12 protein-coding genes, 2 tRNA genes and 1 riboswitch are annotated in these 13,855 nt (G+C 60.2%); of the genes, 9 read left to right on the forward strand and 5 right to left on the reverse strand.

Annotation, left to right across the window (positions count from 1 at the left end):
- Positions 1-45 precede the first annotated feature (45 nt).
- Both VGU25_12795 and VGU25_12800 read right to left on the reverse strand, forming a co-directional pair.
- Positions 46-918, reverse strand: coding sequence for a hypothetical protein (locus tag VGU25_12795; GenBank protein ID HEV2578081.1), 873 nt, complete (start codon positions 916-918; stop codon positions 46-48).
- Positions 919-991: 73 nt separating this feature from the next.
- Positions 992-1,381, reverse strand: coding sequence for a response regulator (locus VGU25_12800; GenBank protein ID HEV2578082.1), 390 nt, complete (start codon positions 1,379-1,381; stop codon positions 992-994).
- Between the two features lie 242 nt (positions 1,382-1,623).
- On the opposite strand from VGU25_12800, the gene VGU25_12805 reads away from it, so the two are divergent.
- A complete protein-coding gene (locus tag VGU25_12805; GenBank protein ID HEV2578083.1) occupies positions 1,624-4,098 on the forward strand; it encodes a protein kinase in 2,475 nt (824 codons plus the stop codon).
- 205 nt (positions 4,099-4,303) lie between these two features.
- Here VGU25_12805 and VGU25_12810 read toward each other — a convergent pair whose 3' ends face one another.
- The 3 genes from VGU25_12810 to VGU25_12820 all read right to left on the reverse strand — a co-directional run bounded on the left by VGU25_12810 (position 4,304) and on the right by VGU25_12820 (position 7,388).
- The gene (locus VGU25_12810) at positions 4,304-5,215 is read right to left on the reverse strand and encodes a hypothetical protein (protein HEV2578084.1); all 912 of its coding nucleotides are present in this window, start codon (positions 5,213-5,215) and stop codon (positions 4,304-4,306) included.
- A 109-nt stretch (positions 5,216-5,324) separates the two neighbouring features.
- A complete protein-coding gene (gene bshA, locus VGU25_12815) occupies positions 5,325-6,479 on the reverse strand; it encodes an N-acetyl-alpha-D-glucosaminyl L-malate synthase BshA (protein ID HEV2578085.1) in 1,155 nt (384 codons plus the stop codon).
- A 36-nt stretch (positions 6,480-6,515) separates the two neighbouring features.
- The gene (locus tag VGU25_12820) at positions 6,516-7,388 is read right to left on the reverse strand and encodes a ChbG/HpnK family deacetylase (GenBank protein ID HEV2578086.1); all 873 of its coding nucleotides are present in this window, start codon (positions 7,386-7,388) and stop codon (positions 6,516-6,518) included.
- Between the two features lie 155 nt (positions 7,389-7,543).
- On the opposite strand from VGU25_12820, the gene hmgA reads away from it, so the two are divergent.
- From hmgA to VGU25_12860, 8 genes are all read left to right on the forward strand, one after another.
- Positions 7,544-8,845, forward strand: coding sequence for a homogentisate 1,2-dioxygenase (hmgA, locus tag VGU25_12825; protein HEV2578087.1), 1,302 nt, complete (start codon positions 7,544-7,546; stop codon positions 8,843-8,845).
- A gap of 1 nt (position 8,846) precedes the next feature.
- Entirely contained in the window at positions 8,847-9,698 is an 852-nt protein-coding gene (locus VGU25_12830; protein HEV2578088.1) for a hypothetical protein, read from the forward strand.
- Entirely contained in the window at positions 9,695-10,996 is a 1,302-nt protein-coding gene (gene fahA / locus VGU25_12835) for a fumarylacetoacetase (GenBank protein HEV2578089.1), read from the forward strand. Before VGU25_12830 ends, fahA begins: the two co-directional genes overlap by 4 nt.
- A gap of 49 nt (positions 10,997-11,045) precedes the next feature.
- Positions 11,046-12,170 (forward strand): 4-hydroxyphenylpyruvate dioxygenase, encoded by a 1,125-nt coding sequence (gene hppD, locus VGU25_12840; GenBank protein HEV2578090.1) that lies wholly within the window; start codon positions 11,046-11,048, stop codon positions 12,168-12,170.
- 68 nt (positions 12,171-12,238) lie between these two features.
- A tRNA-Val gene (locus VGU25_12845) sits at positions 12,239-12,315 on the forward strand.
- A gap of 75 nt (positions 12,316-12,390) precedes the next feature.
- A riboswitch (Fluoride riboswitch) is annotated at positions 12,391-12,459 on the forward strand.
- A gap of 114 nt (positions 12,460-12,573) precedes the next feature.
- On the forward strand, positions 12,574-12,951 hold the full coding sequence (gene crcB, locus VGU25_12850; GenBank protein ID HEV2578091.1) for a fluoride efflux transporter CrcB: 378 nt from the start codon (positions 12,574-12,576) through the stop codon (positions 12,949-12,951).
- A gap of 52 nt (positions 12,952-13,003) precedes the next feature.
- On the forward strand, positions 13,004-13,360 hold the full coding sequence (locus VGU25_12855) for a DUF190 domain-containing protein (protein ID HEV2578092.1): 357 nt from the start codon (positions 13,004-13,006) through the stop codon (positions 13,358-13,360).
- 160 nt (positions 13,361-13,520) lie between these two features.
- Positions 13,521-13,597: transfer RNA gene (locus VGU25_12860), tRNA-Asp, on the forward strand.
- The last annotated feature ends 258 nt before the right edge of the window (positions 13,598-13,855 follow it).

The following is a 13,855-nucleotide window of genomic DNA, read 5'->3' on the forward strand; positions in this document are numbered from 1 at the left end:
TTCCGGGGGTGATTACCGGACGGTGGCGATTGTGGCTCGGTGAGATCAGTGGTGGTGATTGGGGCAAGTGATTTCGAAGCCAAGCGGTTTGCGGAGAAAGGCGTACGCGATGAGCAGACCGGAGAGCCCTAAATAGGCGTAGACAGAGCCGACGAAGGCGAGCCGTGTGATGGGGACGGAAGCTGCGGATTCGCGGATTTCTGTGATGAAGGCGGCCAGGCCGATCGCAAGTCCCAGAAGGGCCACGATGGTCCAGTGAGGGATTCGTGCGAAACGAAGGGATGTGCGGGCAATGCGTGGTGTTGAACAGTGTTGGCTCGGAAAGAGGGCAAGGGCGAAGGATGCAACGGGTACGGCCAGGAGCACGTCGGCGAGGTCGCAGGTGATCAGGTGAGGCAGTAGGTTGTGGATCAGGGACTCGGGGTAGAACCAGAGGCAGAGAAGAGCTGCGAAGAAAATCATGCAAGCGGTTGCCCAATTTCGGAAGCCCGGGCGTTGCGATCGATGGCAGACGATGATCAGCACGCCAATAGACGCTGCAAGCATGGAGGCGAGAGTCGCGAGTAGGTCAGGTTCTCCTGGGGTGCCCGACCATTGCGAGAGATGCCGCAGCATTGCAATCGTGTCTGCCGAGACAGTCATGAGAACGCAGAGCGAAACGGCGGCTTGTGTGCGAGAGACATAGATGCTGGCGCCGCTTCGGCCCATGAAGCGGGGCAGGAGAACCCGAGCTAGTGACGTTGCAGCCAGAAGGTTGGCAGCGATGAAGGCTAAAGAGCCAATGGCATCGTAGGGGTCTTCGGCAAAGGGGATGATGTCGCGGAGCAGGGGATTGTGTTTGAGAAAGAAGAACGCCCACGAGAAGAAGAAGGCCAGCGCGCAGACGAGAATCGCGTTTCGCAGCGAAGGGCTCTTCATGAGCGCAGTGTAGACCTGAACGCGGAGCTCGTTCAGTTTTGAGTTTCGCGGTGGGAAATTGTGGGGCTCGTGCTTACGCGGAGGCGCTTTGGGCGGTCCCGGAAGAGATCAGGCGGTGGACGCTGGCGAGGAGGTTGTCGGGAAGCAGGGGCTTGAGGCGGAACTCGACGCCAAGGTTCTCGTATTCCTCTTCGGCGTCAGCCATGCCGCTGATGACCAGCACGGGGAGGTTGGGCTGGAACTCGCGAAGGTGAGCGACGAACTCGGAGCCAGTCATGCCGGGCATGATGTGGTCGGTGAGTACGAGATCGATGGGCTCAGGGAAGTCGTTGCTGCGGAGCTGTTCGAGCGCGCGCTGAGGACTGAGGACCGCAATGACGAAATACCCCGCGCGCTTGAGGATGGTCTGCCGGGTGGCCGCTTGCACAGCGTTGTCGTCAATGAGCAGGATGGTCGCGGACATTCGTACCTTGTCGTGATGGAGATAACGTGCTGACCAAATACAGCGAAGCCAGCCTGCTTCAGGGGTCTTCTGTTCGATGCAGTTCACTCGGTTGGGGGCTGCCTGCCAAGTTGTTGGCCGCGGGAACTATATCGATTCAGGTCGTCGAGCGAGTATCGCATTAAGTGCAGGTTGGTGCCTGGTTGTTTGGCTTCAGAGCTCTTCCACATGGTTATCAATGAGTTACTTGAGATAATGCCCCCATGAAGCGCCGTGTAATCCGCCAGTATGAGTTCATCCGGAAGATCGGCTCGGGTGGAAGCGGCGTGGTCTTCCTGGCCAACGACACGCTGCTGCAGCGGCCGGTGGTCCTGAAGCTGCTGAAGCGCGGGGTGCAGACGGCGGAGCAGGTGCGGGCGACGCAGTTGCGGGAGGCGCGGCTGGCGTCGGCGATCGACCATCCCAACGTCTGCGCGATCTACGAAGTGGGCGAGGAGGATGAAGAAGCCTACATTGTGATGCAGTACATCCCGGGCAAGAGCCTGGACAAGGTCATTGCCGAGGGACCTGCGAATGTGCAGCTTGTGCTTTCAAGCGGGATGCAGATTGCGGATGGTCTGCAGGCGGCGCATGGTCTGGGGATTTTTCATCGGGATTTAAAGCCGGCCAATGTGATGCTGACCGATGGCGGGCTGATCAAGATTCTGGACTTCGGGCTGGCGCGGCAGTTGAAGCGCGAGAAGCTCGAAGAGCCGAACGGGAATTTTGATCCGTCGCTGCCGGGGCATCCGCCGCAGATTCCGGCGGGGGCAACTTACACCGCGCGCGGAGGAACGATCGCGTACATGGCGCCGGAGCAGTTCGTGACGGGGCAGTCGAGCGTGCAGAGCGATATCTTTGCGCTGGGGCTGATTCTGTACGAGATGGTGAGCGGGCGTCATCCGTTCCACCGGCCGGATGCGCAGGAGCTGCAGAGTATTCGGGCGATTCAGTTTGCGGCGCCGCCATCGTTGCGAGAGATTGTGCCGGATATTCCGGGCGAGTTGGAGAGTGTGATTCTCCGCTGCCTGGAGAAACAGCCGTCGGAGCGGTATGGCTCGGCCGCGGAGGTGCGTGAGGGGCTGAAGACGATTGTGAAGTCGCTGCAACTGGATTCGATGGTGATGGCGGGCGAGGGCGCGATCAACATGCCGGCGCAGCAGCGGCTGGACCTCGAAACGCCGGAAGAAGAGAAGCGGACCACGGGAATTTTGTCGATGCTGGCGGAACGGTTTCGCGAGAGTACGACGAGCCAGGAGAAGAAGGGTACGGACATTGTGGTGCTGCCGTTCGTGAACCTTGGCACGACGGAGGCCACGCACTTTTATGGGCAGGCGCTGGCGGATGCGGTGGCGACGCGACTGGCAAAGGTGCCATCGCTGGTGGTGCGGCCGTCGAGCACGCTGATGAATATTCCGACACGGCAGCTGGATCCGTTGAGTGTGGGGCGGAGGCTGCTGGTGGACTTCGTGCTGACGGGAAGCTTTCTGCGGTCGGAGCGGGGATTTGATCTGAACTGGCAGCTTTTGGACGTGCAAAGGCAGAGCGTGCGAACGGGCGGGGCCATAAGCGTGGGGACGTTTGACTTGATCGCGGTGCAGACGGAGATCTGCGATCAAGTGTTCGCGGAGTTGCAGGGCAGAGGCGAGCTCACGAGCGGGAACGCGCAATCTGGTGGTGAAAACTCGCTGGGCGGAGCGGTGTCAGAGGAGTATTTGCAGGCCCGGGCTCTGTTGTCGTCGTTCATGTCGAGAACGGGAAATCGGGATGAACTGGATCGCGCGCGAGAGATGTTTGAGCGCGTTGTGGCACGTGATCCCGGGTATGCGCCTGGGTGGTCGGGGCTCGGCGTAACGCATCTGCAGTATGCGCGGCATGGCATGGGCGGACAGATGCACGTGCTGGAGGCGCGCAGGGCGTTCGATCGCGCGCTGGAGCGTGATCCGGATTCGGTGGAGGCGAATCTCTATCGCGTGTATATGCTCCTGTCGCGCGGCGAGAAAGAGAGCGCACGGCATGGCATTGAGCACCTGCTGCAGGAGGCAGCTAACGACTGGAACGTGCACCTGGTGGCCGGCATAACGCTACGCATCGATGGCCTGTACGAGGAAGCGCTTGATCAGTTCAACACGTCGTTGCGGTTGAACCCATCGAATGCAGCGGTTATCTATAACCATCGTGCGCGTGTGTACCAGTACCAAAATCAGTTGGAGCTGGCGAGCGACGAGATCGACAAGGGACTGACGCTGGAGCCGAAGCAGCCGCTGCTGAGGATTTCGAAGGGCTATCAGTACATGCGCGAGGGCCAGTTGTCGCGCGCGGTTAATACGCTCGAAGAGGTGATTCGAGACGATGCTTCGCTGCGGATTGTGTTTCCGACGATTGCGATGTGCTACGTGCAGTTAGGCGACCGCTCGAGAGCGGCGACGTTTATTACTGAAGATGTGCTGTCGGCTGCGGGTGCGGACAGTGAGATGGCGTACAGGCTCGCGACGTACTTCGCAGTGGAAGAAGACGCGCCGGAGGCGCTGCACTGGCTAAGGCGAGCGATCTACCTGGGCAATGAGAACTATCCGTGGTTCAGCAAGAATCCGGCGTGGCGTCCGCTGACGGAGAACGGCGACTTTCAGCGGATTCTCGAGGATTTGAAGAAGAGCTATCGGCGGAATCAGAAGAACTGGAAGCGGCTGCTGGGGTGATCGCGGGACGTTTTCGGCTTGAGAAGCGAAAAGCTCTCACGCAAAGGGCTTCGCCCTCGCCAAGGAAGAACGCGGAGGGCGCCACGGCATCGTTCAGCGTGCCACGGCATCCTTCAGCGTATAGAGCTGTAATGTTTGCACGGAATGCAAGAAGGCCCTCGACGGATCGAGGGCCTTTCTGCTGGGCGGGTTTGAGTTAAGGCCCTTAGTGTGACAGCTCTGCAGTTTGAGCTGTGGGGGAAACATTGAGCGGCTGGTCAAGCGACAAGATGAGGCGTGTGCCGGAGGGGAGTTCCTGCTGGACGTCGCGCTTGAGCCACCAGATGGTTCCGAGGCTTGCGCCGACACCTGCACCAACCGCCGCGCCGACTCCTCCGCCCAGAGCGGCTCCGGCAACGGCAGCGCCACCGGTAGCGGCGGCCACGGCTGTGAGTGCGGCTTTAGGATGACTGTCGCCGATGATGGTGCCCTCGGAATTGACGTGTGAGCTGGAGAACTGGCCGAGTCCCGTGACCTCAGCGTAGAGCGGGTGCGTGGAGCCGTCGGGCAGGGTGACGGATTCAGGACGAAGGCGGATGGAGGCACGCCCGCTGATGCGACGGCCGCCGTGGATCTCGGAGATGCGGCCGCGGATCTGCGAGCCGATGGGAAGAAGGACTTGGCCGTGCTGCCTAACTGGCTGAGTGAGTGCGGCGAGGAAGGTGTCGCCGACGCGGCTTTCGGTGGTGGAGAGCGGTGTCTGGAGTTCGACGTAGAGCGGGGTACCCTCGTTCACCTGGCCTGGAACGTCCGGCGCAGACAGAACGATGTTGGCGTCTGGATCGTTGGCCGCAGCAAGCGGGCGGCGACCCTGGGTCGTTTCCTGGGGGACGGCGGACATGCATGCTACGGCCGGCGAAGCGGCTGCCGGTTCAGGAGTGTCTGTCGCGGTGACAGGGGCGGTCATCGGTACAGCGGGCGAAGGCTTGACGTAATGCGGCGTCGTAGAGGGATCGGGCGAAGTCGTGATGGCGTCGTCGAGCTTTTCCGGATGCGAGGTGCCGCTCATCTGGGCGTGTGCCGCGGGAAGAAGAATCGTGGCCGCGGCCAGGCTGGCGATGGTGAGTTTGAGTTTCATGAAAACCTCTCGAACCCGAGCGCGCGTAGCGCCGGTGCTTAGAGGATAGGCCCGGTGAAAAGAGGATTGGGATGTGAGAGAGTCGCAGGCATCTGCTGGATTAACCCGGCTAACCGGCCGAAAGTTTCGGCGAGGAGCGGATGATGCTCTGGTAGAAGCGCTCGTACTGCGGGATGATGCGGGAGGCGCAGAACTTATCCTGCGCGGTGCGACGAGCTTCGCTGGCCATCTCCTCCAGACGGTCGGGATCCGAGAGGAGTTCGATGGCGGACTCGGACATGCCGGCGATGTCGCCGACCTCAAACAGCAAACCGTTTTCCTCGTGCTCGATAAGCTCTGGGACACCGCCGACTCGGGTCGCGATGGTCGGAACACAGCAGGCCATCGCCTCGAGGGCGGCGAGGCCGAAGCTTTCCATCTCGCTCGGCATGAGCATGAGGTCGGCGAGTGGAAGAAGCTCGTGAACATTCTCCTGTTTGCCGACGAACTCGACGCGATCGCTAATGCCCATGCGCTTGGCGAGGTACTCGGCGGCGGAACGCTCCGGCCCGTCTCCGATGAGCATCAGGCGTGCGGGAAGTTCTTTGGAGATGCGTGCGAAGACAGAGATGACGTCGAGCACGCGCTTGACCGGACGGAAGTTCGAGAGATGAACGAGGAGGCGCTCGTTTGGCTGAGCAAAGCGCGGGCGTTCGCGAGCGACGAGCTCGGGGTCGCGGCGGTAGAGATCGCAGTTAACGAAGTTGCGTATGACTTCGATGGGGCGCTGTACCGAGAAGGCTTCGCGGGTGCGCTCGCGGAGGTACTCGGAGATAGCGGTGACGCCGTCGGACTGGTCGATTCCGAAACGAGTGATGGGAAGGTAGGAGCGGTCGAGGCCGACGAGAGTGATGTCAGTGCCGTGGAGCGTGGTGATGAACGGCAGATGCAGACCCTGAGCGGCAAGCATCTGGCGCGCGAGCAGCGCGGAGACGGAGTGCGGGATCGCGTAGTGAACGTGCAGGAGATCGAGAGAGTAGATCTCTGCGACCTCTGCCATGCGCGTGGCGAGCGCGAGATCGTAGGGCGGGTACTCGAAGAGCGGGTAGTTGGAGACGGGAACTTCGTGATAGCGGATGTTCTCTTCGCGGCCGTTGAGGCGGAAGGGCTGCGAGTAGGTGATGAAGTGCACCTCGTGACCGCGAGCGGCAAGCTCGATGCCGAGCTCAGTGGCGACAACGCCGGAGCCGCCGTAGGTGGGATAGCAGGTGATGCCGATCTTCATGGGAGATCCGAGATACGAAATGATGCGCGAGACGAATTATCCGCCGAGCTCTCCGTAATGGATGAGTTGGAGGCCGGAAGGGTGCAAGGTGTTTGATGAAGATTTTGCAAAGGCGGCGAAGAGCGCGTTGAGCTCCGTTTCGCGCTCGGTGCGCAGGCGTGTGCTGATGGCGTCGAGATCGTGGTCGTTGTAGCCGGGATGGCAGACGAGCTCCCACGTGCCGTCGGGGGTTCTTTCGAGCAGTTGGTTGAGCGTTGTGCTGTTGAGGTGGCCCGTAGCGGAGATGCCGATGGTGCCGCGGGTGGTGAGAATTTGGAGGCTGGCGATCGGGAGCGAGGCCTCGAAGCGGCGGCGGCCGGGTTGAAAGGCGCGAACGAAGAGACTGCGCCGCGTGCTTCCGCCGATGGAGGCGGCCCAGCGTGGCTCGAATGGATTGCGGATGGAACGGACGCCGGACTGCTCGAGGGCGCGGATGATGGGCTGGCTGACGCGCGAGAGGAGGTGGGTGTGTTTGTGCGTGTCGGCGTGTGTGAGTTTAAGGCCCGCGCGCTGGAGCTTCTGGATCTGTGCAAGTGCCTCGCGCTGGATGTCGGCTTGTGTAATGGCACCGCGGAGAACGCCGAGTGCGAAGTCTGCGAGCGACGTGCGGAAGGTGCGGCGATCGGGACCGAGGAGGGTGGGGATGGTTGCCGGGTCGGAGACCGGGATGCCGTCTACGAGAACGATGTGGCAACCGATGCCGAGTGAGGGACGGGCAAGTGCGAGGTTGACTGCGTCGTCGAAGGCTGCCCCGCTGGCCATGAGAGTTGCGGAGGTGACGGCACCCGCATCGTGCAGCTCGGCGATGGCGCGGTTGACGCCGCGCGTAAGACCGAAGTCATCCGCATTGATGATGAGGCGAACAAGCATTGATGGTGAGACGCGGGATGGCAGGCGTGAGGACGCGCGCTCTGCGCGAGTGTACCGCACGGGTTGACGATGCATGCGCGGGCAGACCATGATGCTTCGGGCAGCTTGCGGGGTGCGGGCGGGCCGCCGAGTGATTAGCGAAGAAGGGAAGACGAATGGCGGAGCTGACGTATCAGTCTGGGTTTGGGAATGAGTTTGCGACGGAGGCGCGCGCGGGCGCGTTGCCGGTGGGGCAGAATTCGCCGCAGCGAAATGCGTTTGGGCTGTATACGGAGCAGGTGAGCGGGTCGTCGTTTACGGCGCCGCGGGGGAAGAACCGGCGCACGTGGATGTACCGGATTCGGCCATCGGTGGTGCATGAGCCGTATCAGCTATTCGAAAAGCAGACACTGTGGCGCAGCGGGCCGTTCGATGAGGTGCCGACCCCACCGAACCAGATGCGGTGGAATCCCCCGGAGTTTCCATCAGAGCCGACAGATTTCGTTGAGGGGGTGACAACGATTGGAGGAAGTGGCGATCCGGCGATGCAGGATGGTGCGGGGGTGCACATTTATACGGCGACCGCATCGATGAAGGACCGCTACTTCTACAACGCAGACGCAGAGATGCTGATTTTGCCGCAGCAGGGCGCGGTGCGATTTGCGACGGAGTGCGGGATCATCGACGTCAAGCCCGGCGAACTGGTGGTGATTCCGCGCGGGATTAAGTTTCGCGTGGAGCTGTTGGAGGGCAACGCGCGCGGATACATCTGCGAGAACTATGGGCAGCCTTTTCGTCTGCCGGATCTCGGACCGATTGGAGCGAATGGGCTGGCGAATCCGCGTGACTTTCTAACGCCGGTTGCGGCGTTCGAGGACCGCGAAGGCGATGTCGAGGTGGTGTCGAAGTTTCTCGGCAGGCTGTGGCATGCGACGTACAATCATTCGCCCATCAATGTTGTGGCGTGGCATGGAAACTATGCGCCGTACAAGTACGACATGGCGCGGTTCAACTGCATTAACACGGTGAGCTTCGACCATCCGGACCCGTCCATCTTCTGCGTGCTGACAGCGCCTTCTCATCTTGAAGGCGTCGCGAATGTGGACTTCGTGATCTTTCCGCCGCGCTGGTTGGTGGCAGAGCACACCTTCAGGCCGCCTTGGTTTCATCGCAACATGATGAACGAGTTCATGGGTTTGATCTTTGGTGTGTATGACGCCAAGGCTGAAGGTTTTCTGCCCGGTGGAGCGAGTCTGCACAACTGCATGTCGGGCCATGGACCGGATGCGGAGACGTTCGAGAAAGCAAGCGCGGCGGAGTTGAAGCCGCAGCATGTGGAGGACACGCTGGCGTTCATGTTCGAGACGAGGCTTCCGGTCAGGCCGAGCAGGTGGGCGCTCGAATCGAAGATCCTGCAGCATGAGTATTACGAGTGCTGGCAAGGGTTAAAGCGGCTGTATCCGGGAGATGCGAAGTAGCATGATGGCCGTGCAGGCGCTGCTGGCAGGAGCAATTGATTACGCGGGTTTGTTTCCACCGGCGGCGCTCGATCTTGAGACGACCGTGCGGAACTACGCGGATTATCGGAGCGGCCGCGATGAGTGGGCGCTTGGCCGATTGGTGTTGCCGGCAGGCAAGGTCGCGGAGTTTGGGGATCGATGGCCGGAGTATGTGGAGTGGCCGATCAGTCTGTTGCTCGGCAGCGACTATGACGCTGAGATGCGGTTGGCGATCGATGTGGGGCTGAGGCTGGATGCTGTGGAATGCAGGCCCGAGAGGCTCGAGAACATCGCCGAGATTCGGCGGCGCATGCCGAGCGAAGGCGAGTTGTTTGTCGAAGCGCCGAGCGGGTGTGCGCCGGAGGATTTGATTGCGGCTGCAGCGACTGCGGGCGCGTGCGCCAAAATTCGTACAGGAGGAGTTGTGCCGCAAGCCGTACCGCCATCGAATGTAGTGGCTGCTTTTCTGACGACGTGTGTCCGGCAGCGCGTGCGTATGAAGGCGACGGCTGGTTTGCATCACGCGATTAGAGGAGAACAAAAGCTGACCTATGAACCGCAATCCGCGACCGCATACATGCATGGATTTGTGAATTTGTTTGTGGCAGCCGCGGCGGCGTATCAGGGCGCGGACGAAGGCGTGGTCAGCGAGATTCTCGGAGACGAAGCTTGCGGGCACTTCGATGCTAGTGAGAACGAGCTGCGCTGGAGAGAACGCAGCTTCTCGATGGGGGACATTCGAAAGATGCGCGATGAATTTCTAGCAGGCTTTGGTTCTTGCTCGTTCGAGGAGCCGATCGAGGAACTGCGTGCGATGGGGTGGATTCGATGACCGCTTGTCCCAAGAGCTGGGTTGAATCGGCGAACGATCCAGGCTGCGGATTCCCGCTGGAGAATCTGCCGTTCTGCGCGTTTGAGGTGGAGAGTGGTGAGCAGCATCTCGGTGTGGGGATCGGCGACGCGCTTCTGGATTTGGCAGAGCTGGCGAAGATCGAAGAGATGGACGTCGCCTGGGCGCAGCCGACACTGAATATGTGGATGTCACGTGGCAAGGAGAGGCATGGCGAGCTTCGGCGCGCGCTGACTGACATGCTTGCTCACGACGCGGACTCGAGTGTTGTCGATCGCTTGAGGCCGTTGCTGCGGCCGATGAAGGGAGCGCGTTTTCGTCTGCCCGTTGAGATTGGCGACTACACGGATTTCTACGCGTCGATTCATCACGCGACGAATGTGGGAAAGCTGTTTCGGCCTGACCAGCCTTTGATGCCGAACTACAAGTGGGTGCCCATTGGCTATCACGGGCGCGCGTCATCGATTGTGGTGAGTGGCACGCCGGTGAAGCGCCCGAATGGGCAGACGAAGCCGCCGTCTGCTGAGGTGCCGACGTTTGGGCCCTCGAAGCAAATGGACTTTGAGCTTGAGCTTGGAGCGTACATCGGCGAAGGCAATGCGCTGGGTAGCTCGATTGATATTGATGATGCCGAGCAGCGTATCTTCGGCGTGTCGTTAGTGAACGACTGGTCGGCGCGTGACATTCAAGCATGGGAGTATCAGCCCTTGGGACCGTTTCTGGGTAAGAGCTTCGCGACGACGGTGTCTCCGTGGGTGGTGACGATGGATGCGCTGGAGCCTTACCGGGTTCCGCTTGCAATGCGCGCTGAGGGCGATCCAATGCCGTTGGATTATCTCGTTGTCCGAGATGCGGCGAAGCAGGGAATCGATGTTCGGCTGGAGGTATATCTGACGACCGAGCAGATGCGGAATCAATCGCTCGGACCGATTCGGTTGACCCAGGTAAGTGCGACGGAGCTGTACTGGAGCTTTGCGCAGATGGTGGCGCACCACACCAGCAACGGGTGCAACCTGCGTGCCGGCGATCTGCTGGCCAGCGGCACGATTTCCGGCCCGCAAACGGGTTCGCAGGGATCTCTGCTGGAGATTACGCGACGGGGCGCCGAGCCCCTGAAGCTAGCTTCGGGTGAGGAGCGCAGCTTCCTGCAGGATGGGGATGAGATTACGATTCGCGGGTTTTGTGAACGCGAAGGTTTGCGGCGAATCAGCCTGGGTGAGTGCCAGGGAACCATCGTTCCTGCTACTCTGTCGAGCCGGGCGACTGTTGTTGCGCGATGAAGTTGTCTGTTGAGTAGTGAACGCCGTTGAATTTAGAAGGAGGGCCCTCATGGCCGCGATTGCTCCGAGTCCCGAATCCGTAGCGCGTGATTTTCTCCCGCTCAAGGGGACGGATCATATTGAGTTTTATGTTGGAAACGCACGGCAGTCAGCGTATTACTATCGCGCTGCGTTCGGCATGTCGCTGGTGGCGTATGCGGGACCCGAGACGGGGCGCCGCGATCGCGCGTCGTACGTGCTGCAGCAAGGTAAGGTGCGTTTTGTGCTGACAACGGCGCTGCGTTCGGATTCTGAGATCGCTGCGCACGTGCATAAGCATGGCGACGGTGTGAAGGCGATCGCGCTGTGGGTCGATGATGCCCGCAGTGCATGGGAGGAGACGACGAAGCGTGGCGCGCGATCGGTGCAGGAACCGACGGTTAGCGAAGATGCGGACGGAAGCTTAGTGACCTCCAGCATCGCGGCTTATGGCGATACTGTGCACACGTTTGTGGAGCGCAAGGATTATCGCGGAGTTTTCTTCCCCGGCTACCGGGCGGTGGCGCAGGACACGATCGCGAATCCAGTGGGATTGCTGCACGTCGATCACATCGTTGGGAATGTCGGTTGGGGTGCGATGAATGAGTGGGTGGACTTCTACGCGAAGGTGATGGGCTTTTCGCTGTATCAGCACTTCGACGATAAGGACATTTCCACTGAATATTCCGCGCTTATGTCGAAGGTGATGGCCAACGGCAACGGCTACGTGAAGTTCCCTATCAATGAGCCGGCGGAGGGCCGGAGGAAGTCGCAGATTGAAGAGTATCTCGATTTCTATGGGGGCCCGGGCGTGCAGCACATCGCGCTGGCGACCAACGACATTCTCAGCACAGTTACGAAGATGCAAGAGCAGGGCGTGAGCTTCCTCACAGTCCCACATACGTACTATGCGGAGTTGCAGGGTCGCGTGGGGAAGATCGACGAACCAGTCGACGAGTTGGAGAAGCTTGGCATTCTGGTTGATCGCGATGACGAGGGGTACATGCTCCAGATCTTCACGCGCCCTGTCGAGGACCGGCCGACCCTGTTCTACGAAATCATCCAGCGGAAGGGCAGCCGCAGCTTCGGCAAGGGCAATTTCAAGGCACTGTTTGAAGCGATCGAGCGGGAGCAGGCGCTACGGGGGAATCTGTGAAGAGCGGTGGTCTGGCTGAGTTTGGAGCTCGCGCCCTCTATCGCCTACACTGAAGATCGAGCGGCGAAGGGCGGATAGCTCAGTTGGTTAGAGCGCCTGCCTTACAAGCAGGATGTCGGGGGTTCGAGTCCCTCTCTGCCCACCACTTCGATGCTCTCGCACAGAACCGGCCACAAGCGGCCCGAGTGATTGGGTTGCCGCAAGGACGATTCTGTGTTCTGCTGATTGCGGCGATGGAATCCGCCCTAACCGCGCTCCGAAACGGAGTGCTGATGACTCCTGACAGGGAACTCTGTCGTGGAGTGACTCGCCTGAGTTCCCAAGAACAATTAGGACGCAAGAGGAGCAGATGCTCCCGACGGCCTTTTTGCGCATGGGGCTGGAAGGATAGGAGAGGCGAAGCGTGCAGAAATACTTTTGGGTTGCACTTGGCGGAGCGCTGGGATCGATCACGCGGTTCTGGGTGGGGTCGGCTGTAGCGAGCAGGATGGGAACACGATTCCCGTACGGGACGTTCATTATCAACATAACCGCCTGCCTTATCATTGGCTTTTCGTTGGAGTACCTTGGCAGGCATATTGAACTGACGCCGGCGTGGAGGTATTTGATCCCCGTCGGTTTTGTTGGAGCGTACAGTACCTTCTCGACGTTTGAGTGGGAGATCCTCTCGAACCTGCAGCTCGGAGCCTTTCTGATTGCTGGACTGTACCTGTGCCTGAGTGTGATGCTGGGGCTGATAGCCGCATGGTGCGGGCTGACGCTGGCGAAAATGATTCCTTAGCGCCGCACAGCCAGGCGCCTAGCCGAACTTTCACATCTCGACAAGGAGGGATATGTTGTCTGCCGGAAAAGCTATCAAGGTCTCCATCTATCTCAGCGACGGATCGACGCGGCATGGTGTGTCCGTTTATTCGGCGATTCTGGATTACCTGTTCTTCCATGGAGTTTCGGGAGCGACCGTTTTGAAGGGGGTTGCCGGTTTTGGGGCAGACCATCATATGCATTCGAGCAGCTTTGTCGAGATATCGGACCGACTGCCGCTGAAGGTCGAGTTTATCGAGACGCCTGAGAAGGTCGAGCAATTGATGGAAAAGCTCAAGGAGCTCGCGGGGACGGGACTGATCGAGATGCAGGAGACCATGGTGGTGAAGCCCGCGCAGGTCTCGCGCAAGCGCGATCAGCAAACATGATGGAGCGACAAAATGCACCCGGCAGGAAATCTGGTCTCCAGCGGGACGCGCCTCTCGAAATTCTGATAAACTCAAACCTGTTGCTGCGATTGTGTTGAGCTGCGCTTGAGCGCGAAAGCTGAATCAATCGCAACAATTATCCGAGTTGGTAATCCAGCTTGGGGACGTAGCTCAGTTGGTTAGAGCGCTGCCCTGTCACGGCAGAGGTCGCGGGTTCGAGCCCCGTCGTCCCCGCCATAAACCAGAATAGAATCTTAGGTTTACGGCGTTGTCCATTCCTTTGTGACCCGAAGTTGGATGCTGATGGGTTCGATTGCACCCTCCCGAAAACAGAACTGAAAATTGGTCCGCGGTTTTTTCGCTTGCTCAGTTGTCTCTAGCGAACACGTTCGATCACAAGCCTAGTCGGTCCGACGAGTGATGAGACGTGGGCGGACAATGTCGCTTGGTAGTATCCGTTGCTGTGTCGGCCCGCGGACAAGCAGCTCCGAGAAT

The sequence above is a fragment of the Acidobacteriaceae bacterium genome, assembly GCA_035944135.1.
GTDB lineage: Bacteria > Acidobacteriota > Terriglobia > Terriglobales > Acidobacteriaceae > Granulicella.